At 73.3% G+C, this 22045-nt stretch carries 19 protein-coding genes; 12 read left to right on the top strand and 7 right to left on the bottom strand.

What is annotated here, in order from left to right:
• Positions 1-65 precede the first annotated feature (65 nt).
• From OO63_RS21835 to OO63_RS21820, 5 genes are all read left to right on the top strand, one after another.
• Positions 66-1634: an SDR family NAD(P)-dependent oxidoreductase gene (locus tag OO63_RS21835; protein ID WP_234311316.1), complete on the top strand. Its 1569-nt coding sequence runs from the start codon at positions 66-68 to the stop codon at positions 1632-1634.
• A gap of 275 nt (positions 1635-1909) precedes the next feature.
• On the top strand, positions 1910-2083 hold the full coding sequence (locus tag OO63_RS46010) for a hypothetical protein (RefSeq protein ID WP_169786629.1): 174 nt from the start codon (positions 1910-1912) through the stop codon (positions 2081-2083).
• Positions 2084-2256: 173 nt separating this feature from the next.
• Positions 2257-3096: an ArsR/SmtB family transcription factor gene (locus OO63_RS21830; RefSeq protein WP_078619281.1), complete on the top strand. Its 840-nt coding sequence runs from the start codon at positions 2257-2259 to the stop codon at positions 3094-3096.
• Positions 3089-4513, top strand: a complete 1425-nt coding sequence (locus OO63_RS21825; RefSeq protein ID WP_078619280.1) for an MFS transporter — start codon at positions 3089-3091, stop codon at positions 4511-4513. Before OO63_RS21830 ends, OO63_RS21825 begins: the two co-directional genes overlap by 8 nt.
• Positions 4514-4568: 55 nt before the next feature.
• Positions 4569-5201: a histidine phosphatase family protein gene (locus OO63_RS21820; protein ID WP_030360851.1), complete on the top strand. Its 633-nt coding sequence runs from the start codon at positions 4569-4571 to the stop codon at positions 5199-5201.
• Positions 5202-5208: 7 nt separating this feature from the next.
• Here OO63_RS21820 and OO63_RS21815 read toward each other — a convergent pair whose 3' ends face one another.
• Genes OO63_RS21815 through OO63_RS21795 form a run of 5 tightly spaced genes read right to left on the bottom strand, consistent with a single transcriptional unit; the run spans position 5209 to position 11162 of the window.
• Complete coding sequence (locus OO63_RS21815; protein ID WP_030360850.1) at positions 5209-7095, bottom strand: siderophore-interacting protein; 1887 nt, start codon at positions 7093-7095, stop codon at positions 5209-5211.
• 32 nt (positions 7096-7127) lie between these two features.
• On the bottom strand, positions 7128-8186 hold the full coding sequence (locus tag OO63_RS21810; RefSeq protein WP_030360849.1) for an ABC transporter substrate-binding protein: 1059 nt from the start codon (positions 8184-8186) through the stop codon (positions 7128-7130).
• Positions 8183-9028, bottom strand: coding sequence for an ABC transporter ATP-binding protein (locus OO63_RS21805; RefSeq protein WP_051811071.1), 846 nt, complete (start codon positions 9026-9028; stop codon positions 8183-8185). The genes OO63_RS21810 and OO63_RS21805 overlap by 4 nt, the downstream gene beginning before the upstream one ends.
• On the bottom strand, positions 9025-10104 hold the full coding sequence (locus tag OO63_RS21800; RefSeq protein WP_030360847.1) for a FecCD family ABC transporter permease: 1080 nt from the start codon (positions 10102-10104) through the stop codon (positions 9025-9027). Before OO63_RS21800 ends, OO63_RS21805 begins: the two co-directional genes overlap by 4 nt.
• Positions 10101-11162: a FecCD family ABC transporter permease gene (locus tag OO63_RS21795; RefSeq protein WP_030360846.1), complete on the bottom strand. Its 1062-nt coding sequence runs from the start codon at positions 11160-11162 to the stop codon at positions 10101-10103. Before OO63_RS21795 ends, OO63_RS21800 begins: the two co-directional genes overlap by 4 nt.
• A gap of 130 nt (positions 11163-11292) precedes the next feature.
• On the opposite strand from OO63_RS21795, the gene OO63_RS21790 reads away from it, so the two are divergent.
• From OO63_RS21790 to OO63_RS21780, 3 genes are all read left to right on the top strand, one after another.
• Positions 11293-12090 carry a helix-turn-helix domain-containing protein gene (locus OO63_RS21790; RefSeq protein WP_051811070.1) on the top strand — a complete coding sequence of 266 codons (798 nt, stop codon included), beginning with the start codon at positions 11293-11295 and terminating at the stop codon, positions 12088-12090.
• 173 nt (positions 12091-12263) lie between these two features.
• Positions 12264-13661: an MFS transporter gene (locus OO63_RS21785; protein ID WP_078619278.1), complete on the top strand. Its 1398-nt coding sequence runs from the start codon at positions 12264-12266 to the stop codon at positions 13659-13661.
• 174 nt (positions 13662-13835) lie between these two features.
• Complete coding sequence (locus tag OO63_RS21780) at positions 13836-14558, top strand: class I SAM-dependent methyltransferase (protein WP_030360843.1); 723 nt, start codon at positions 13836-13838, stop codon at positions 14556-14558.
• On the opposite strand, the gene OO63_RS21775 is transcribed toward OO63_RS21780, so the two are convergent.
• Together OO63_RS21775 and OO63_RS21770 are read right to left on the bottom strand one after the other, a co-directional pair.
• Entirely contained in the window at positions 14551-15504 is a 954-nt protein-coding gene (locus tag OO63_RS21775; RefSeq protein ID WP_030360842.1) for a phosphotransferase, read from the bottom strand. The two genes, OO63_RS21780 and OO63_RS21775, sit on opposite strands and share 8 nt — an antisense overlap.
• A gap of 280 nt (positions 15505-15784) precedes the next feature.
• Positions 15785-16813 carry a LacI family DNA-binding transcriptional regulator gene (locus OO63_RS21770; protein ID WP_051811077.1) on the bottom strand — a complete coding sequence of 343 codons (1029 nt, stop codon included), beginning with the start codon at positions 16811-16813 and terminating at the stop codon, positions 15785-15787.
• A 440-nt stretch (positions 16814-17253) separates the two neighbouring features.
• Between OO63_RS21770 and OO63_RS21765 the strand changes: the two genes are divergently transcribed.
• The 4 genes from OO63_RS21765 to OO63_RS21750 are packed head-to-tail and all read left to right on the top strand — an operon-like array spanning position 17254 to position 21718.
• The gene (locus tag OO63_RS21765) at positions 17254-18489 is read left to right on the top strand and encodes an ABC transporter substrate-binding protein (protein WP_051811076.1); all 1236 of its coding nucleotides are present in this window, start codon (positions 17254-17256) and stop codon (positions 18487-18489) included.
• Between the two features lie 11 nt (positions 18490-18500).
• Positions 18501-19448 carry a carbohydrate ABC transporter permease gene (locus OO63_RS21760; protein ID WP_030360839.1) on the top strand — a complete coding sequence of 316 codons (948 nt, stop codon included), beginning with the start codon at positions 18501-18503 and terminating at the stop codon, positions 19446-19448.
• Positions 19448-20386 carry a carbohydrate ABC transporter permease gene (locus OO63_RS21755; protein ID WP_030360838.1) on the top strand — a complete coding sequence of 313 codons (939 nt, stop codon included), beginning with the start codon at positions 19448-19450 and terminating at the stop codon, positions 20384-20386. The genes OO63_RS21760 and OO63_RS21755 overlap by 1 nt, the downstream gene beginning before the upstream one ends.
• A 54-nt stretch (positions 20387-20440) precedes the next feature.
• Positions 20441-21718: a glycoside hydrolase 5 family protein gene (locus OO63_RS21750; protein ID WP_030360837.1), complete on the top strand. Its 1278-nt coding sequence runs from the start codon at positions 20441-20443 to the stop codon at positions 21716-21718.
• Positions 21719-22045: the final 327 nt, after the last annotated feature.

The raw sequence follows: 22045 nt of genomic DNA, 5'->3' as shown, positions 1-22045 counted from the left end.
TTTGGAGCTTCCGCGGTCACCTCAGACGAGCCGCGGCACGAGTGCGGTGAGGAACGACAGCGGCCATGACGGTGACAGAGGACAGCCAGCAGCAGGGTGCCGGCGCCGTTGCGTACGACCGCGGGGGCGACCAGGGGCACGCGGGGCACGAGGCCACCGCGGGGGACCTCGGCCCGTACGGCCCGGGCATCGACCCCGAGCGGCTCGCCGTCTGCCTCAGTGTCCTCGACGAGCTGGACCAGCTGGACGTCGACCACCCCGACGCGATCACCGTGCGCCGTGCCACCGCCGGGATCTACCGCACCGTGAAGCAGCGCCGCCGCCAGGAGCGCAGGGCCGCCAAGACCGCCCACGACAAGGCCGTCACCGAGGCCACCGCCACCGGCTCCGCGCAGCGCATCGACGACGAGACCGAAGGCATCCTGCCGTCCTCCGTCACCGAGGCCGGCCAGATCGCGGGCATACTCCAGCGCCCCCGCTCCTGCTACACCTGCAAGAAGCGGTACGTGGAGGTCGACTACTTCTACCACCAGCTCTGCCAGGACTGCGCCGCCGAGAACCGCGCCAAGCGCGACGCCCGCGCCGACCTCACCGGCAAGCGCGCCCTGCTCACCGGGGGCCGCGCCAAGATCGGCATGTACATCGCGCTGCGGCTCCTGCGCGACGGCGCGCACACCACCGTCACGACCCGGTTCCCCAAGGACGCCATCCGCCGCTTCAAGGCGATGGAGGACTCGGCGGACTGGCTGCACCGCCTGGAGGTCGTCGGCATCGACCTGCGCGACCCCGCGCAGGTGGTCGGCCTCGCCGAGCAGGTCGCCGGGCAGGGCCCGCTGGACATCCTCATCAACAACGCGACGCAGACCGTGCGCCGCCTGCCCTCCGCCTACGCCGCCCTCGTCGAGGGCGAGAGCGCCCCGCTGCCCGCCGGGGAACTGCCCGCCCACCAGGTGATCGGAGCCTTCAACTCCGGCGCGGTCGGCGAGCTCGGCGGCCCGGCCGCGCTGCCCGTCGGCGTCAGCGGCCTGGACGCGCAGCAGGTCGCCGACCTCGCCCTGGTCGCGGGCAACGCCAGCGTCGAGCGGCACCTCGCGGGCACGGCCATCGACGCGGGCGGCCTGGTGCCGGACGTCGTCGACACCAACACCTGGGTGCAGACCATCGAACAGATCTCCCCGGTGGAGCTGCTCGAGACCCAGCTGTGCAACTACACCGCGCCATTCATCCTGATCAGCCACCTGCGGCCGATGATGGCCGAGGCCGCGAAGAAGGCGGCGAGCGGACGCGCCTACGTCGTCAACGTCTCGGCGATGGAAGGCGTCTTCGGCCGCGGCTACAAGGGCGCCGGGCACCCGAACACCAACGCCGCCAAGGCCGCGATGAACATGGTGACGCGCACCAGCGGCCAGGAGATGTTCGAGGCCGACGGCATCCTCATGACCTCGGTCGACACTGGCTGGATCACCGACGAGCGCCCCCACCACGACAAGCTGCGCCTGGCCGAGGAGGGCTTCCACGCCCCGCTCGACCTGGTCGACGGCGCGGCCCGCGTGTACGACCCGGTGGTGCGGGGCGAGGCGGGCGAGGACCTGTACGGGGTCTTCCTGAAGGACTACAAGCCCGGCAAGTGGTAGTCACGGCAGGGCCGGGCGGGACTCGCGAATAAGGCATGTCCGGAATCCTCCCCTTGTTTTGGCGCCATCGAGCAGACCCGCGCTCATTTGGTTAACCTAGGGCGAACGGACGGCCACGCGGCGCACACCAGCGTCTCTACGCCGCCCCGGGACAGGCTGCGACCCGCTGCCGCGATCCCGCCCGTACACGGCGCCACCGCGACCGCGAAGACAGCGCAGTAGGCGCAGGCAGCGCAGCCGGCGTTCTTCCGTTTCGCGACACAAAGGAGTGCGCGGTGACACCAGATCTGACCAAGCAGGAGAAGCGGCCGGCCGATCGTGGCGGCGAGCGGGGCGGACGTCCCCAGAAGCTCCGCAACCTGGACTCGTGGGCCAAGGCGGCTCCCATCCGGCTCGCCGGATACGAGGACGACCTCGCGGAGCCGCACATCCTCCCCGGTATCGACTGACCCTGTATGAGCGCACCCCACGCCCCCCGTCGCGAGTCGCGACGGGGGGCGTGGCATGTCCGGGGGCGCGTCGGGGGTGCTTCGTCGTCGGCGCCGTCCCCGCCGCGACCTTTCCCAAAGAAATTCTGCAAAAAGACTTTGGGAAAGTGCTCGCAGCGTTCTACGCTCGCCGTATGGCAGACGAAGAGCGTGACGCGGAGCGCCCCGTGGGCCGGGCACGGCCCCCGGCCGGGCGGGACCACCTGCGGGTTCTCGACCCGGAGCGGGAGCCCGCCGCCATCAAGGCGCTGACCCATCCGCTGCGGGTCAGGCTCCTCGGCCTGCTGCGCATGGACGGGCCCGCCACCGCCAGCGAGCTCGCGGCCAGGACGGGGGAGTCGTCCGCCTCGACCAGCTATCACCTGCGCGTCCTCGCGAAGTACGCGTTCGTCGCCGAGGCCGAGCACCGGGACGGCCGGGAGCGCCGCTGGCGCGCGGTGCACGCGGTGACCACCTGGGACCACGCGGCGATGGAGGCCTCGCCGGTCGGCCGCGAGTTCACGGGCAAGATGGCGCGCCGCCAGATCGACCACCTGGGGGAGTCCCTCGGGTGGTACGAGGCCGCCAGGGCCGCCGGACGCGTGGGGCGGGAGTGGCTGGAGCCGTCCGGCATCACCGACCTGCTGCCGACGCTGACGCCCGAGTCGCTGTCCGAGCTGAAGCAGGCCTTCGAGGACAAGCTGGAGGAGCTGACGGCACGGGACGCGGGGGAGGCGCGGGCCGAGAAGGTCGTGGTGTTCTTCGCGGGGCTGCCGGTCGTGGGGCGTGTGGAGGGGGACGCGGGGGACCGCCGGGCGGAAGGTGCCGACGGGGCGGACCGGGCGGCCGAGGTGGACGGGGCCGGCGGGGCGGACAGGGCGGCCGAGGTGAACGGGGCCGACGGGGCGGACCGGGCGGTCGAGGTGGACGGTGCCGCCGAGGCGGACGAGGCCGGGGCCGCCCCGAGACGCGTGCGGGGTTACACCCATGACTGACACCCGCGCCGCCCTGCCCGGCCCCGGCCCCCTCGACCCCCGCACCGCCCGCCGTCGCTACGTCACGGTCTGCGCGCTGTTCTGGCTGCCGCTCGGCCTCGCCATCGCACCCATGGTGGCGCTCATGACCGAGCGCGGGCTCGCCCTCGCGGCCGTCGCCGGCTGCATCGCGGCGCACTCCCTCACCGCCGCCGCGCTCGAACTCCCCACCGGGGGACTCTCCGACGTCCTCGGACGCCGTGCCGTGCTCGCCGCCGCGGGCCTCTTCGACCTCGTCGCCCTGGTCCTGCACGCGCTCGGCACCACCGCCTGGGTGCTCGCCCTCGGCATGGCACTCAAGGGCGCGGGCCGCGCCCTGTCGAGCGGCCCCGCCGAGGCCTGGTACGTCGACACGGTGCACGCGAGCGCGGGCCCCGACGCCGAGCTGCGCACCGGCCTGGCCCGCGGCGGCGCCGCCACCTCCGCGGCCCTCGCGGCCGGGGTCCTGATCGGCGGCGCCCTGCCCTGGCTCCTCGGCCTCGGCCCCGACCTCGGCGCCCGCATCAGCGACGCCACGTCCGGGCTCGTCATCCCGCTGTCCGTACCGGCCCTGCTCGGCGTCGTCGTCGAGATCGGCTTCCTCGCGTACGTCCTGACCGCGCTGCCCGAGCCGCCCCGGGAGCGCACCACCCTGCGCGGAGTCCTTCGCGGCGTCCCCGCCACCGTCGTCGCCGGAGTGCGCCTCGGCGGCCGGGACGCGCTGGTGCGGCGGATCGTCCTCAGCGCCGGCGCGGCGGGCAGCGCCCTGATCACCGTGGAGGTCCTCACCCCCGGCAGGGCCGTGGACCTGACCGGCGCACCGGAGTCGGGGGCGGTGCTGTTCGCGGGCCTCGCCTGCGCCGGATACCTGTGCTCGATGGCGGGCAGCCACCTCGCGCCGCCGCTCGCCCGGTACGCGGGCGGGAGCGAGCGCGCCGTCCTCGTGGGACTCGGCGCCGCGGCGGGCGGCCTGCTCCTGCTCGGCCTCACCGCCGTCTCCTCGGGCCCGGCCCCGCTCACCCTGGCGGTGCTCGGCTACGCCCTCGTGTACGTGGGGCTCGGCGCCGCGGGCCCGAGCGAGAACGACATTCTGCACCGGCGCGTCGACAGCAAGGGCCGCGCCACCGCCCTGTCCGTCCAGTCGCTCTCCCTCCAACTGGTCGGCGCCGGAACGGGATTGGTCCTCGGACACCTCCCGGAGGGCTCCCCGCGCTGGCTGCTCGGCGGCGCCGTCATGCTCGCGGGCGCCCTCCTGTGGGTGCGCCGTCGCACGGTGGCGGAGGATACGAGGAGTGTGAACAGCGCGGAGGGGGCCGGGGACGGCAAGACCGGTGAGGCGGCGCGGTCTGCGGCTGGCGCGACGGACTCCCAGCCGCTCCCGCACCCTGGCGCACAGTGAGCACAGTGAGCACAGCGAAGACCCACGCCCGTACGCACGCGAAAGGCACGCCCTGATGCGCACCATCCACGTCATCGCCCACCCGGAGGCCACGCACCACATCGAGAAGGTGGTCGGCGGCTGGCACGACTCCGACCTCACGCCCGCCGGACGCGGCGCCGCGGACGCCATCGCCCGGGCGCTGCGTGCCGACATCCCCGAGGGCACGGACGTCGAGGTGATCTCCTCGGACCTGCGCCGCGCCGCGCACACCGCCGACGCGGTGGGCGAACTCTTCGGTGTGAAGCCGCTCCTGGACCGCAGGCTGCGGGAGAAGTCGTACGGCGAGGCGGAGGGCGGACCGCAGGAGTGGCTGGACCGGCGGTTCGTGCCGCCGCCGGCCGAGGGCGACCGGATGGGGCACCACGAGGGCCTGCCGGGCGCCGAGACGAGGGGCGACTGCGCGCGCCGCGTCTACGACGCCATGGCCGAACTCCTCGAGCGCCCGCGCGAGCACCAGATCGTCGTCACGCACGGGTTCGCCGCGACCTTCGTCGTCGCGGCCTGGATCAAGATGCCGTACGACTCCGTCGGTTCCGTCCACTTCCGGGCGCCGTCCGGGAGCATCACGGTGCTGCACGAGGACGACTTCTTCCACAACCGCCAGGTCGTCAGGGTGGGGGACACCCGCCACCTCGACGCACCCTGACGCGGCCTCACCTCGGCGCGGGGCGGCCGGGCGCCGTCAGGACCCAGAGCCGGTGGTCCCAGCCGATGTCGTGGCAGGCCCCCACCGCGAGCCCGGCCCGCTCCGCCAGGTCGGTGAGACCGGACACGTCCCGTACGCCGGAGCCGAACGCGCACTTCAGGCGCAGGTGGTCCAGAGGGGCGTCGGCGTCGTCCGGATCGGCCGCGGTGACCTGCTCGACCAGGAGCAGCGTCCCGTCGGCGGCCAGGGCGGCGGCGGTCTCGGCGAGCAGGTGCGCGGCGTCCTCGTCGCCCAGCCAGGCGAGTTGACGGCACATCAGCAGCGTCCGGGTCCCGGGCGCGGGCGCCGCACCCGTCTGCGGCACCAGCTCGACGTGCGGCAGCACGTCGGTGTCCAGGATCTCCTCGCGCAGCGCCCGCAGGACGGAGGGGAGCGCGGTGACGCGCGCCCGCAGCCCGGGGAAGGCGCGCACCAGGGCGCCCACGACCGTGCCCGCGCCAGGACCGGTCGCGGTCATCTCGGGCACCGCCGACCAGTCGTGGGCGCGCACGACACCGGGGGCGATCCAGCGGGCCTCCTCCTCGACCGCGGCCCGCGCCGTCCCGGCGAGGCGGGCGTCGTGCGCCATGGCCTCGACGAAGGTCTCCCCGGCCGCGGTGCGGTAACCGGCCCTGCCCGTCAGCAAGGTGGGCACCAGACCGCTCAGCGAGGCGTCGAGCGCGGCCTGGGCGCCGCCGAGGTGGTACTCGTCGGCGGAGTGGTCGTCCTCGACCAGCTCCTCGCTGACGGCGGTGAGCCGATAGCCGTCGCCGTCGAGGGCGAGGAGGTCGAGGGAGACGAGGTAGGTGAGCAGCGCCGTGAGAGTGACGGGGTCGGCCCCGGTGCGCTCGGCGAGGCGGGCGGCGTCCCGCGTGCCGCCGTCCACCAGCTCGAACAGGCCGAGGGTGACGGCGGCGCGGATGGCGTGGCCGGGCGCGGGGTCGGTCAGTCGGTGCAGGCGCTCGTGCGCGTCGTCGGCCTCCGCCTCCGAGTGGTCGGCGGCGACCTGGCCGTGCGCGTCGGCGTCGCCCTGAGCCGCCGGGGCGGGCGTGGCGCGGCGCCAGTATCCGGTGATGTGGGTGTGCTCGCGGGCCACTCGGCGCTCGGTGACCAGATGGCGGCGGATGCCCTTGAGCGTCACGGTCTCGCCCGCGACCCAGGCGTACGCGGTGCCCGGCAGCCACTCCATGTCCCGTACCGCCCGCTCCAGGAGGTCGGTCGTGCCCGCGGGGGCGCCGTCGCGGGACAGCCAGACGACCTGGGCCTCCGCGCGCGTCGGCAGCTCCTGGCGGTGGCTGTCGTCGGCGATCTCGACGAACACGCGGGCGACCGTGCCCGCGGGCATCTCGGCGAGCCACCGGCCGATCGCGGGCAGCGCCGTCTCGTCGCCGACGACGAGCAGCCAGTCCACGCCCTCGGGGTGGCTGTGGGACATCTTGGGCCCCGCGATCCACGCGCTCTCGCCGGGCGCTGCCCGCTCCGCCCAGGTCGAGGCGACACCGCCCGCGTGCCGGACGAAGTCGAAGTCGATCTCACCGGCGTCGGGGTCGAAGCGGACGGGCGTGTAGTCCTTGGCGACGGGCCGTCCGTCGGCGGGCCAGTCCAGGCTGCTGACGTTCTGGCCGGGAAGGACGAGCGTGCCCTCGTCGTCGGCGAAGAAGAACTTCACATGGTCGTCGAAGCCCTCCGTGCGCAGCTCGGGCAGGTCGAGGCCGTCGCGCGTGAAGGCGCGCAGCTGGGCGCCGCCGAGGGTGAGGCGCCGCATCCCCGGGGTGATGTTCTCGGCGCGCAGGACCGTCAGCTCCCTGAGCACGATGGGGAACGTGACGACCGAACGGGGGTTGCGGGTGGGCATGGTGGTGCTCCTTCGTGCGGGCGCGGCGGTGGTCACTTGCCCGCGACGGCGTCGGCGAGGATCGGTGTGAGCTTCTCGACGACCCAGGGGGCGTTGAGCGCGTCGGGGTAGGCGATGGCGGAGGACAGGGTGTTCTTCGCGGGGATGACCGCGGTGTGCTTCTTCTTCACCACGTCCAGGGACCGGAACAGCTTGTTGCTCTCCAGCTCGGACGCGGACAGCAGCCCCTCGTCGCCGAACGGGTAGGTGAGCAGCAGGACGTCCGCCTCCAGCTCGTCCAGGTTCTCCAGGCCGACCGCGTTCTTCTTGGCGGTGTACTCCTTCGCCTTGGCGGTCTTGCGCAGGCCCAACTGCTCGAAGACGCCCGGGTCCTGGTCGGCGTGGGACATGAAGGTGATCTGCTCGGGGTGGACGACCGCGTACGTGTACGTCTTGCCCTTGAACTCGGGGTGCGCGGCCGCCGCGTCGGTGACGGCCTTCTCGTTGGCCGCGATGATCTTCTCCGCGCGGTCGCTCAGGCCCAGCGCCTTGGCGGCGGTGGTGAGCCGCTCCTGCCAGGTCAGGGCGTCGGCGTCCTTCTTGTCGGCGTAGGTCACGACCGGGGCGATCGGCTTGAGCTTGGCGTAGTCGGCCTCCATCGACCAGGTGCTCATGCCGAGGACGACGTCCGGGGCCTCGGCCGCGATGGCCTCGTAGTCCGTGCCGTCCGTGTCGTCGTACGTCTTCAGCTTGTCGACGCCGAGCTTGTCCAGGGCGCGCTTCTTGTACTCCGGCACGGGGCCGCCGTCCTCCGCGTCCGGCGTGATCACCGGTACGACGCCGAGGGCCAGCGCGATGTCGGTGTCGCCGTCGGACACCGTGGCCACCTTGACCGGCTTGTCGCCGACCTCGGTCGTGCCCCAGGCGTTGGCGAGGGACACCGGGAAGGCCCCGGAACCCGCGCCTGCCGTGCCGGACTTGTCCCCCTTTCCGTCCTTGTCGTCGGCGGAGCCGCCGCACCCGGTGACGAGGGCGAGGCAGGCGGTGGCGGCGAGCAGGATCCGGGTGGCGCCGCGTCCGGTGACGGGTCTTGCGGGGCGGTGCATGGTCATCTCTCCTGCGTGAGGTGGCGGCGGCCGAGGGGGAAGATCTGCGGCCGGTCGGAACGGGGGTGCGGGACGACGACGCAGTCCAGGCCGAACACCTCGGCCACGAGGTCGGCGTCGAGCACCTGTGCGGGCGGGCCCTGGCGGACGACGCGGCCGTCGCGCAGGGCGACGATCGTCGAGGCGTACAGGGCCGCCTGGTTGAGGTCGTGCGAGACGAGCACGATGGTCTTGCCGGTCTGTTCGTTGAGGTCGGCGAGCAGGTCGAGGACCTCGATCTGGTGCGCGATGTCCAGGTACGTGGTGGGCTCGTCGAGGAGCAGCGTCGGGGTGTCCTGGGCGAGGGCCAGGGCGATCCAGACGCGTTGGCGCTGGCCGCCGGAGAGCGCGTCGACGGGCCGGTCGATGAGCTCCGCGGTGCCCGTGGCGAGTAGCGCGTCGGCGATGGCCTCGTCGTCGGCCGCGGTGCGGCGCTGCCCGAACTGCCGGTGCGGGTGGCGGCCCCGCCAGACGAGGTCGCCCACGGTGATGCTCTCCGGGGCGAGCGGCGACTGCGGCAGGATGCCGAGGCGGCGGGCCACCTCCCGGGTGGGCAGGCGGTGGATGTCGGCGCCTTCGAGCAGCACCGATCCCGCGGCCGGCGGAAGGAGCCGGGCCAGGGACTTGAGGAGCGTCGACTTGCCGCAGGCGTTGGGGCCGACGAGCGCGGTGATCCGGCCCGCCTCGATCCACAGGTCCAGGCCCTCGATGACGGGCGCGTCGCCGTAGCCGACGGTGATGCCGCGGGCCTCCAGACGGGGTGCGGCGGTGGGCGCGTGGGGCGAGCTGGTGAGGGTCTTCGGTGTCACGAGGATGCCTTCTTCCGGCGCCGGAGGATCAGCCAGACGAAATAGGGGGCGCCGAGAAGCGCGGTGAGGACCCCGGTGGGCACCGGGCTGATGAGCGGGGCGTTCTGCGCGAGGACGTCGGCCCCGATGACGAGGGCGGCACCGACCGGCGGCGCCAGGACGAGGGCGCGGTCCGCGCCCGCGAGGCGCGCGGCGACGGGCCCGCTGATGAGCGAGACGAAGCCGATCGGCCCGACCACGCTGGTGGCGAGGGCGGCCGCGGCCGCGCCGACGAGCAGCGCCGCGACGCGCACGAGGCCCACCCGGGTGCCGAGTCCGGTGGCGAGCTGGTCGCCGAGGGACATGCTGCCGAGCGGCCGGTGCAGCAGGGCCGTGGCGAGCAGGCAGCCGCCGAGGCCGAGGGCCAGGGTGGTGACGCCGTCCCAGTCCGCGCCGCTGGTGCTGCCGACGAGCCAGCGCATCGCGACGGCGATGCTGTGCTGATCGGCCACGGTGAACAGATAGTTGGTGTACGTGGTGCAGACCGCGCTCAGCCCGATCCCGACAAGCACCAGGCGGTAGGTGTCGACGCCGCGGCGCCAGCTCAGCGCGTACACCGCGGCGGCGAGCACGAACGCCCCGGCGACCGCCGCCAGCGGGGTGCCGAGCGCCACCGACGCGGGCGCGTACAGGAGCACGGTGGTGGCACCGGCGCCCGCTCCCGCCGAGATGCCGACGATGTCGGGGGTCGCCAGCGGATTGCGGATCAGCCGTTGGTAGAGGGCGCCCGCGAGGCCGAACAGCGCGCCCGCGAGCAGCGCCGCGAGGGCGCGCGGCATCCGCAACTGGAAGATCATGTAGTCGGCGAGCCCGGTGCGGAGCCCGAACGCGGCAGGCAGCACGTCGGCCGGTTCGACCTTGCCGACCCCGCCGAGGAGGACGGAGGCCGACGTCAGGCCGAGCAGGAGCACGGCGAGCACGACGGTGACGAGGGCGGTCCTGCGGCGCCGGGCGCGGCGGGTGGCGCGCAGCCGGGCGAGGGTGTGCTCCTTGGTCGCGGCGGGGGCGGGCCGGGACCCGACGGCGAGGGCGCTCACATCCGCACCAGGTTCCTGCGGCGGGCGAGCCAGACGAAGAAGGGGGTGCCGACGGCCGCGGTCATCACGCCGGCCTGGACCTCGCCGTGGTCGACGACGAGCCGTCCCGCGGTGTCGGCCGCCGTGAGCAGGACCGCGCCGAACACCACGGCCAAGGGCAGGGACCAGCGGTGGTCGGATCCGGCGAGCAGCCGCGCGCAGTGGGCGGCCACGAGTCCGACGAAGGCGACGGGGCCGACGGCGGCGGTGGCGGCGGCGCAGAGGAGTACGGCGACGGCGGCGCTCGCGAGCCGGGCGCGCTCCACCCGCATGCCGAGGCCGCGGGCCGTCTCGTCGCCGAGGCTCAGGATGTTGAGGGTGCGTCCGAGCGGCAGGGCGAGCAACAGCCCCGTGGCGACGAAGGGGATGGCCTGGCCGAGGACGCCCGCGCGGCCGGTGAGCTGGCCGACGGACCAGAAGCGCAGATGGGCGTAGACCGCCTCGTCGCGGACCACCATCAGCGTGATCAGCGAGGACATCACGGCGGCCAGCGCCACGCCGGCGAGGACCAGGCCGAGGGCACTGCTGCCCGCGTCGGTGCGGGTGCCGATCAGGTACACGAGCACGGCGGTCACCCCGGAGCCGAGCAGCGCCATCCAGAAGTAGCCCCGCACGCCGGTCAGATCGAGGAAGAGGATGCCGAGCACCACGAACATCGCGGCGCCCTGCTCGATGCCGAGGATGCCGGGGTCGGCGAGGGGGTTCAGGGTGAGCGCCTGCATGATCAGGCCGGAGGCGCCGAGGGCCGCGCCGACGGCGAGCCCCAGGAAGGTCCGGGGGATGCGTTCGGTCCACAGGACCTGGGCGTTGTAGTCCTCGGCGCCGGGGTGCAGCAGGATGCGGACGATCTCCAGCGGCGAGATGTCCCGGGCGCCGAGGCCGACGCTCGCGACCAGGGTGGCCACGAGGGCGGCCACGGCGAGCGTCGTGACGAGGGCGGCGCGTGCGTGCCGCGGCCTCGGGCGACGCCCTCCGGCCAGTGGCGACGGTGGCGTCACCGGCGGGGACGTAGGGGTCATGGGTGGTTGTGCTCCTCACAAGTCGTACAAAAAGTTAGGTTACCCTTACCTAGCTTTCGACGATCCAAGTCGGAGGCGCACAGCTCACACTCAGGGGTCAATCCATGCACTCCGAGGTCAGGGGGAATCGGTGAGGGCGGACGCGCGGTACGAAACGGTGTGGCCGGACGACGACTTCGTGACGCCGGAGGGGCATCCGACGCACGTCCACGACACCCACCAGTTCCTCTATGTGCCGCTCGGACGCATCGTCGTCACGGCCCGCGGCGTGGACTACGAACTGTCGCCCTCGGTCGCCGTGTGGCTGCCCGCGGGCCTGCCGCACAGCGCCCGCTTCGACCCCGACGCGCTGGTGCTCAGCGAGACGTTCGATCCCGCGCGACACCACCTGCCGTACGGCGGCGCGACGCTCGTGAACGTGAGCGCGGCCCAGCGCCGCGTGCTCCTCGGCCGCATGCGCGACGCTGACGTGCCGGGGGCGGCGGCCGACGACGCCTCCCTGTTCACCGCCCTGACGGACGGCCAGGCGGACTGCCTGCCGCTGCCGCAGCCCACGAGCCGCGCGGCCCGGGCGGTGGCGGGGGCGCTGCTGCGGCGGCCCGACGACCAGCGGACCGCGTCGGAGTGGGCGGAGCGCCTCTTCACCAGCTCGACGAGCCTGCGCCGCGCCTTCCGCGCCGAGACGGGGCTCCCCTTCTCCGAGTGGCGCACCCGGCTGCGCCTCAACCAGTCGCTCACGCTCCTCGCCCAGGGGCACCAAGTGGGCGCGGTCGCGGCCCGGGTGGGGTTCGTGAGCACGAACGGCTACATCCTCGCGTTCCGCAAGCACTTCGGGCGGACGCCGGGCGCCTACGCGCGGGCGCGGGCGGAGGGGAGCAGTCCCGGAACCGGCGCTTCCGTTGCGGTGCGGGGGCGCGCCGCGGGGTGAGCGCGAGGCCCTGGTTCGTCCCGATTCGGGCGCCCGCGGCCCGACTTGACTCCGGACGCGAATCGATCATTAGGTAAGGCTCGCCTTATCGCGTGGGCGGTTCGGGACATCCGGAAATGAGGACACGACCATGGCCGCTGCAGCCGCCCTTCCCGCCCCCACAGGGATCCTCCGTGCGGGCGCGTGACCTCCTCATCGACGTCGAACCGCTGCGCACCAGCGCCGACTTCCGCGCCATCTTCGTCGCCCGCGTCGTGTCGCTCTTCGGCCTCGGCATGGCGGCGGTCGCTCTGTCCGCGCAGGTCTACGCGCTCACGGGGGCCACGTTCCAGGTCGCCGTCACCAGCATGATCATGAGCGTCACGGTGCTCCTGGGATCGCTGTGGGGCGGCCTCGCGGCCGACCGCACCGACCGGCGCCTCCTCATCGTCCGCGCCCGGTCCTGCGCCGCCGTCGCCTTCGCGGGCCTCGCCGTCAACGCCTTCCTGTCCGAGCCCCGGCTGTGGGCGATCTTCGTGTGCGTGGCCCTCGACGGTCTGGCCACCGGCGTGAGCGTCACCGCGCTCATGGCGGTCGCGCCGACCCTCGTACGCCCCGACCAACTCCCCGCCGCCGGGGCCCTGATCTCCCTCACCGGCGAGATCGGCTCGATCGCGGCGCCGTTCCTCGGCGGGGTGCTGCTCGCCCTGGGCGGCCCGGGTCCTGTGTTCACGTTCACCGCTGTGACCACGGGGGTGACGACGCTGCTGCTCCGCAGGGTGGGACCGCTGCCGCCGACCCTCGACGCGACTCCGGACGAGACGCCCGGGGCGGTCCCGCGTGAGAGCGCCGACGGCACCTCCGGCAACGGCGTGGCGGGCGACAGCGGTTCGCTGCTCGTCGCGTTCCGGTACGCCGCGCGCAACCGCGTCGTCGGCGGCCTCCTGGTCCTGGGCGGCGCCACCGCCCTGTTCAACCTGCCGGTGGTCCTGTTCCCGGAGATCGTGGACACCCGCTTCGGCGGCGGCGAGGTCATGCTCGGCCTGCTGTACACCGCCCCCGCCGTGGGCGCGGTCCTCGTCTCGGCGACCAGCGGCTGGGTCACGCGGACCGCGCGCCCGGGGCGGATGCTGCTCGCCGCCGCGTGCGTCGGCGGCCTCGCGACCATCGGGTTCGGCCTCAGCGGCCAGGTGGCGGTCGCCGTCGTGATGCTGGCGGTCGCGGGCGCGGCGGGCACGGTCCACGAGATCCTGGAGTACGCCCTCGTCCAGCACCACACCCCCGACCGGCTGCGCGGGCGCGTCGTCGGCGTCCTCACCACCCAGGGCACCACGGGCGACGTGGTCGGCGACGTGGAAGTCGCGGTGGTGGCGCGGTGGTTCAGCCCGGCGGGCGCGGCGGTGGTCAACGGCGCGGTGTGCGCCGTGGCGGCGGTGCTCGTGGCGGTGTGCGTGCCGGGGCTGCGGCGGGCGACGCTGCCGGGGGCCGAGGTGGCGGCGGCTGAGGTGCCGGGGGCGGAGGTGCCGGTGGCGGAGGTGGCGGATCCGGCGGTGCCTGACGGTGGGCGGGAGGCCGTGGAGCCTCGTCCCTGACGCGGGGCGTCGGTGGGGGTCCGCCCTGGCCGGGGCCGGGGGCCGTCCTGGCCGGGGTGGAGCCGGTCCGTTGCCCGGGGTTGGTCCGGCGGCAGGGCTGGTCCGTCGCCGGGCCGGGGCCGCCGGAAGGAAAATTCCCTGCCCGGGCCGCCGCCTCCGGATACCTTCGCCGCCATGGCATCCGAACATTTCCAGGACCCGCGCCTGGCCGCGCTCTACGACCCGCTCGACCCCGACCGCCGCGACCTCGACCCGTATCTGCGCCTGGCCGAGGAGTTCGGGGCCCGGCAGGTCCTGGACATCGGCTGCGGCACCGGCGTGTTCGCGCTGCTCCTCGCCGCGCGGGGCGTCGACGTCGTCGGTGTCGATCCGGCTGCGGCCTCCCTGGACGTGGCCAGGGCCAAGGCGGGCGCCGAGCGGGTGCGGTGGATCCACGGCGACGCGACGGCGCTGCCGCCGCTCAGGGCCGACCTCGCGACGATGACGGCGAACGTCGCCCAGGCGATCACCGATCCGGGGGAGTGGCGGGGGACCCTGAGGGGAGCCCGCGCGGCGCTGCGTCCGGGCGGGCACCTCGTGTTCGAGACGCGTGTGCCGTCGCGGCGCGCCTGGCAGGAGTGGAACCGCGAGGCCTCGTACGGGGTGACGGACGTGCCCGGAGTCGGCGCCGTCGAGAGCTGGGTGGACCTGGTCGGGGTCGACGGGCCGTTGGTGACGTTCCGGTGGAGCTACGTGTTCGCGTCGGACGGGCAGGTCCTCACGTCGGACTCGACGCTGCGGTTCCGCGAGCGCGAGGAGGTCGAGGCGGACCTGGTCGCCGAGGGGTACACGGTGGTGGACGTACGCGACGCGCCCGACCGGCCGGGCCGGGAGTTCGTGTTCCTCGCCCTCACGTGAACGGCCGCACCACCCACCGCCGCACCACCTCGGCCGCCGCGTCCGCGACCTCGTGTCCCTGCGGGCGTGTCACCAGGTCGCTGAGGGCGAACAGGTCGAGGACCCGGCCCAGGTACTCCCAGTCCGCGTCGAGGGGACGGGCGTGTTCCCCCGTGCGGAATCCCGTACGGAATCCAGCGCGGAAGCCGTCGAGGAACCCGTCGGGGTAGGCGTCCCCGAACCGCAGCATGTTCGCCGCGTCCCCGTACGGGCAGCCGGAGTAGGCGAACTCCCAGTCCAGGACGGCGTCCACGCGCCAGCCCGGCCCCGTCCGCGACACCAGGATGTTCTTGGGGTTGATGTCGGCGTGCACCAGGCACGCCTCGTGGTCCACGCGTTCGAGGGCGGGTGCGTGGGCCTCGCACAGCTTCACCCAGGCCCGCCGCGTGGCCGCGTCGAGCCGGTCCTCGGGCACCGCGGCCACGCACGCCTCGGCGACCTCCGGCAACTGCCGCGACCAGGGCTGCTCGTCCCGGCCGACCGTGAGCCGGTCGTCCGTGAAGAAGCCGGGCCGGTCGAACGTCACGGTCCCGACGCGGGCGACCACACGGCCGACCTCGGTGCCGAGCGCGGTCAGGGAGTCCCGGTCGACCCCGCCGCCGCCGAGCACATGGCTGAGCGGCGTCCCCGGCACGTACTCCAGGACCATCGCGGCGCGGGCCTCCTCCGGCTCCACCACGGCGGGCAGCACGTGCAGCACCTCGGGCACCGGCACCCGGGCCCGGCCCGCCGCCATCACCGCGGCCTCCACGGCGGGCGCGGCCCCGCCGAGCCGCGCGACCACACGCCCGCCACCGGCGAGTTCGAGCAGCGCCGTCTCGTGGGAGAACCCGCCCGCCAGCGGGCGCGCCCCGACCACCGCACGGCCGAGCGCCTCGCTGATCCGCAGTGTCTCCGTCAGCTCCATGGCCCCAGTCTCCCTGACGCCACGGGGCTGCCGGGGTCTGTTGGATGCCCGTCGGGCCGCAGGGGGCGTGGGCCGCCACCGGGCCGTTGGTGTCTGCCGGACGGCCCCCGGACCGCCGGGGTGTGCCGGAACCCCACCGGGCCGCCGGGGTCTGCCGGATGCCTCCGGGCCACCGGTCTCTCCGGCACGCCACCGGACCGCCGGGTCTCCCGGAAGCCACCGGGCCACCGGGCGCCACCAGGCCTCAGCCGGACGCCGTCCGGCCACCGGGCCCCTGACCTTAGCCGGACGCAGTCCCCCGCACCGCCCCCGTGCTCTCCCGCTCGATCAGCCGCGGCAGCGGCACCTGCACCGTCTCCGACGGGCCGTCGTCGAGGAGCCGGAGGAGTTCGCGCGCCGCCGTCCGGCCGAAGGACACCGTGTCGCGGGACAGCGCGGTGAGCCACGGGTGCACCATCCGGCACAGCGCCGAGTCCTCCCAGGCCACCACCGACACGTCGTCCGGCACGCCGAAGCCGAGGGAGGCCGCGGCGGCCACCCCGGCCACCGCCATCACGTCGTTGTCGTACACCAGGGCCGTCGGCGGTGTCCCCGAACCGAGGACGCGGCGCGTGACCGCGGCGCCCTCGGAGTCCGAGTAGTCCGTGGTCACCGAGCGCACCTCGGTCAGGCCGCGCCGGTCGGCCTCCGCCCGGAGGGTGCGGATGCGGCGCTCGGTGTGCGCGAGGCCGGGCAGCCCGGCGATGTGCACGACGCGGCGGTGGCCGAGGGCGTGCAGGTGGCCGACGACGGACGCCATCGCGCCCGCGTCGTCGGCCCAGACGGTGGAGAGGCCCGGGCGCGGGGCGCTCTCGGGGTCGGGCACACCGCCGGTGACGACCGCCGGAATGCCCAGCTCCGACAGCAGCGCGGGCCGTGGGTCGTCCGTGCGCGGGTCCACGACGAGGACCCCGTCCACGCGGTGCTCGGCCCACCACCGCCGGTACACCGCGCACTCCGCCTCGACGTCCTCCACGACCTGGAAGAGCAGCCCGAGTTGGCGCTCGGCCAGGACCTCCTGGACCCCGGAGATCAGCTGGAGGAAGAACGAGTCGACGCCGAGCGTGGCCGCGGGCCGCGCCACCACCAGGCCGACCGTCGCCGCGCCCTCGCCGGACAGGGCGCGGGCCGCGGTGCTCGGGCGCCAGCCCAGCTGCTCGGCGACCCTGCGCACCCGGTCGCGGGTGATGTCGGAGACGCCGGGACGGTCGTTGAGCGCGAAGGAGACGGCGCTCTCGGAGACTCCGGCGCGCCGTGCGATGTCCTTCATGGTCGGCCGGCGTGCCGGTGACCGCTTGCCTTGCACGCGTTGCCCCTTTCCGCCTGCGGCGTTACGCAGGGTCCCTGCCGCGGTACACGCATGCCTTGCCGGGTACGTACGGCGGCTCGACCTCGTACGTACTAATGCGCTTGAGCCCGGTCAGCCTAAAGCGCATTAGCTGTTCCTCGCAAGGGATTCAACCATCCCTTCTGAGCTGCGAGTTCGTACCCGCGAACGGGATCCGGAACAGCAAATCGTCACCAATCCATTGACTTTTTACTTCCGCGCCATGCAGGGTCTGCCTCGGCACGATTCGCCGCGGCCTGCGCCGCGGACCGAGGTCGTGACCGCCCACGCCGGGCCGAGCAAAGGAGCCGTTCACCGTGCGTCATTCCCGGATATCCAGAAGCCCCCGCAGGGCGGTCGTCGCCGCCGCGCTCGCCGCCGTGATGCTGCCGCTGAGCGCGTGCGGCGGCGACGAGGGCGGCTCGTCCGACGCCTCCGGCAAGGTCGAGGGCGAGATCACCTTCCAGACCTGGAACCTGAAGGCCAATTTCAAGTCCTACTTCGAGGGTCTGATCGACGACTTCGAGCAGAAGTACCCGGACGCGAAGGTGAAGTGGGTCGACCAGCCCGGCGAGGGCTACGCCGACAAGATCAGCGCCGACGCCGCCGGGGGCACCCTGCCCGACGTCGTGAACGTCTCGCCCGACCTGGTGGCCCCGCTCGCCAAGGCCGGGATCGCCCTCGACCTCGACAAGTCGGCGGGCAAGTACGAGAAGGAGTACCTGCCGGGTGCCTGGAAGAGCCACCAGGTGCCGGGCCTTGAGGGCACGTACGCCTTCCCCTGGTACCTGAACACCGGGCCGCTGTTCTACAACAAGCGCCTGTTCAAGGACGCTGGCCTGGACGCGAACAAGCCGCCGAAGACCTACGACGAGCTGTTCGACGACGCCGAGGAGCTGGCGAAGAAGAGCAAGGGCAAGGTCGCCACCCTCGCCAACGTCCCGACGATCGAGGACTTCGGCCGCTACGGCGTGCCCCTGATGAACAAGGAGGGCACCGGCTTCACCTTCAACGACACCAAGGGCGTCGAACTCCTCACCAAGTACAAGGAGTTGTACGACGCGAAGGCCCTGGACGGGCAGGCCCTCACCGCCACGCCGGAGTCGACGGGCAAGAAGTTCCTCACCGAGGCCGTCGCCATGAACCCCGGCAGCGCCCTGGACCTGGAGAAGTTCAAGAAGGACGCGCCCCGGCTCTACAAGAACATCGGCATCACGCCGCAGATCAGCAGCACCGGCAAGGACAACATGTACGTGATGGGCGTGATGGTGAACACCCGCACCAAGCGGACGCCCGCCGCCGTCGCCTTCGCGCACTTCGTCACCGACGCGCAGCGCCAGATGTCCTTCGCCAAGAAGGTCGCCATCTTCCCCAGCACCAAGGGCTCCCTGGACGACCCGTACTTCACCAAGCAGGACGGCTCGGACGAGACCCGGGTGCGCATCGCCGCCGCCAAGTCCCTGAAGACGGCCGTGAACTACACGCCGGTCCTGTTCAGCGAGCAGATGAAGATCGAGCTGCGCAACGCCGTCGCCCGCGCCCTGCAGGGCAAGCAGAGCCCGAAGGAAGCGCTTGACAACGCTGTCAAGGCCTGCGACCGGCTGCTGAAGCAGAGCTGAGCCCTGAGCACATGAAGAGCACAGCAGCCGCCCCCGCACCGGCCACCACCCGCCCCGCCAGGGCCTCGAAAGCGGCGGCCCCGCGCCGCATCCGCCGTCAACTCGTCACCAGCCCCTGGCTGTTCGCCGCACCCGGCCTCGCCGTCGTCGGCGTGTTCATCCTCTATCCGTTCGTCAGCACCATCATCAACTCCTTCACGGACAAACGGCAGTTGGTCGAGGGCAAGTACGTCGGTCTCGCGAACTTCCGTGAGCTGCTGCACGACGACATGTTCTGGATCGGCCTGCGCAACAGCACGCTGTACGTCCTGGTGGTGGTGCCCGCCCTGGTCGTGCTCCCGCTGCTGCTCGCCCTGCTCGTGCAGAAGCAGATCCCCGGCATCACGTTCTTCCGGTCGGCCTTCTACACCCCGGTGGTCGCCTCCATCGTCGTGGTCGGCCTGATCTGGGTGTGGATGCTCGACGAACGCGGCCTGGTGAACGCCGTCCTGGAGGCGGTGGGCGCGGGGAAGGTCGGCTTCCTCAGCGACCAGTGGCTGCTGCTGTTCTCCGCCATGGCCGTCACGGTCTGGAAGGGCCTCGGCTACTACATGATCATTTATCTCGCGGCGCTCGCCAACGTGCCCCGCGAACTGCACGAGGCCGCCGCCGTGGACGGTGCCGGGCCGGTGCGCCGGTTCCTCTCCGTCACCGTCCCGGCCGTCCGCTCCACCATGGTCCTGGTCGCCGCGCTGTCCTCCGTCGCCGCCTTCAAGGTCTTCTCCGAGGTCTATCTGATGGCGGGCCCGACCGGCGGACCCGCGGGCGAGGACACCACCCTCGTCATGCTGGTCCAGCGCACCGGCACCGGCCTCACCGGCCGCGTCGGCTACGCCTCCGCGATCTCCGTGGTCATCTTCGTCGTCACCGTCGCGCTGATGCTGCTCGTGCTGCGCGCGGACCGGAAGGAGGACAAGTGATGCCCGCGCCGACGACCACCACCAAGGACACCCCTGAGCGCACGGCGGACCCGGCCGAGAAGGCGCCGCGTGCGCGCGGGCGGCGCCGCCGGGTCACCGACGAGAACGGGCGCCGCATGCCCCTGTGGGAGCTGGCCCTGCGCTACACCCTGCTCCTCGTCATGCTCGCCCTGATGATCGGGCCGTTCCTGTGGCAGCTCTCCACCTCGCTGAAGGGCCCGCACGAGAACATCTTCAGCTCCCCGCCGAGCTTCCTGCCCTCCGACCCGACCCTGCACAACTACGAACGCGTCGCCGACACCATCCCCGTCTGGGACTACGCCCTCAACTCCCTGAAGGTCGCCGCCGCGAACGTCTTCACCAACTGCGTGGGCGCCGCCCTCGCCGGCTACGCCCTCGCCCGGCTGCGCTACCGCGGCCGCAAGGCCGCCACACTCGTGTTCATCCTCGCCATGCTGGTGCCCGTCGAGGGCATCATCATCGCCCAGTTCACGACGATGCGGGACCTCGAACTCAACAACACCCTCATCGGCGTGCTGCTGCCCGGCTGCATCTCCGCACTCAACGTGCTCCTGATGCGCAACGCCTTCCTCAACCTGCCCTACGAGGTGGAGGAAGCCGCCTTCGTCGACGGGGCGAACGTGTGGCAGCGGTTCTTCCGCATCGCCCTGCCCGCCGTGAAGGGCACCCTCGCCGTCGTCGCCATCTTCGCCTTCATGGGCGCCTGGGACGACTTCCTGTGGCCCCTCATCGTGCTCAGCGACCCCGACAAGTTCACCCTCACCATCGGCCTCAACTACCTGCACGGCACCTTCGCCAACGACGAACGCCTCGTCGCCGCGGGCACCGTGATCGCCGTCCTGCCGCTGATCGTGCTCTTCGCCTGCCTCCAGCGGTACTTCTTCCGCGGCGTCGGCGAGGGAGCGGTCAAGGGCTGAGGCCCGGCACCCCGCACCCGTTCCCGCACCAGCGCCCCAAGAACCAGGATCCGCATGACGTCTGACGACCAGCGCGGCGCGGCCCCCGCCGCACCGCCCCGCTTCGGCGCCAACTACACCCCGAGCCAGGGGTGGTTCCACCACTGGCTGGACTTCGACATCGACGCCGTACGCCGTGACCTCGACGCCGTCGCCGCCCTCGGGCTCGACCACGTCCGGGTCTTCCCGATCTGGCCGTACTTCCAGCCCAACCGCACCCTGATCCGGCCGCGCGCCGTCGAGCAGCTCGTCGCCCTCGCCGACGCCGCCGCCGAGCGGGGGCTCGACGTGAACGTCGACGGGCTCCAGGGCCATCTGTCGAGCTTCGACTTCCTGCCCGCGTGGACGCAGACCTGGCACCGGCGCAACCTCTTCACCGACCCGGACGTGGTGTCCGGCCAGTGCGCCTATCTGCGCACCCTCGCCGCCGCGCTCGCCGACCGGCCCAACTTCATCGGCATGACCATCGGCAACGAGATCAACCAGTTCGCCGCCGGGCCGCACCCCGACCCCGACCGCATCACCCCGGAGCAGGCCGACGCCTGGCTCACCGAGGTCCTCGCCGCCTGCGAGGAGGGCGCCCCCGGGCGGCTGCACCTGCACGCCGAGTACGACGCCGCCTGGTACCAGGACGACCAGCCCTTCACGCCCGCCCAGGCCGCCCGGCTCGGGGGCGTCACCGCCGTCCACTCCTGGGTCTTCAACGGCACCGCCCAGCGGCACGGGCGCGCCGCCGCCGTCACCGGGCAGCACGCCGCCTACATGATCGAGCTGTCCAAGGCCTGGGCCCTCGAACCAGGCCGGCCCGTCTGGCTCCAGGAGGTCGGCGCGCCCGCCCCCCTCATCCCCGCCGCGGACGCTGCCGCCTTCACCGAGGCCACCGTCGCCGCCGCGCTCGACTGCGGGGACGTGTGGGGGGTCACGTGGTGGTGCTCCCACGACGTCTCCCGCTCCCTCGCCGACTTCCCCGAGCTCGAGTACAGCCTCGGCCTGCTCACCAACGACGGGCGCGTCAAGCCCGCCGGGGAGTCCCTCGCGCGGCTCGCCAAGGAGTGGCGCGACGGGCGTCCGGCGCCGGCGCCCCGTCCCACCGCGCTCGTCGTCGACGCCGGTCCCGACTTCTCGCGGCGGTCCGTGTGCGCGCCCGGCGGGGCCGTGTTCGAGGCCTTCGCGCGGCTCGTCGCGGACGGGGTGCGGCCCGCGTTCGTCCTCGCGGAGCGGGTGGGTGACGCGGCGTACCTCGCCGCGCGGGGCATCGGGGAGGTGGTGCGGCCGTCCGAGGTCCTGGGCTGAGGCGGGCCCTGCGGGGCTTTCCCCGATCCCACCCCGTCCCGAAACCGGGGGCTCCGCCCCCTGGACCCCCGTATCGGCGCTCCGCGCCTCGTCCTCAAACGCCGGACGGGCTGATACTTACCGGCACATTCCCAGCCCGCCCCGGCAACCTCTCAGCCCGTCCGGCGATTGAGGACGAGCCGCGAAGCGGCGATTCGGCGGAGGCTGTCCCACCCGCCCGGGACCCCCACCCCGGGGGCCCGGGGGCAGCGCCCCCGGTTTCGGGAAGGGGCGGGATCGGGGAGCCCCCGGCAGGGCCCACCACACCGCACCGCACCACCACACACA

The sequence above is a fragment of the Streptomyces alboflavus genome, assembly GCF_000716675.1.
Lineage (GTDB): Bacteria > Actinomycetota > Actinomycetes > Streptomycetales > Streptomycetaceae > Streptomyces > Streptomyces alboflavus.
This window is presented reverse-complemented; position numbering and strand designations above follow the sequence as displayed.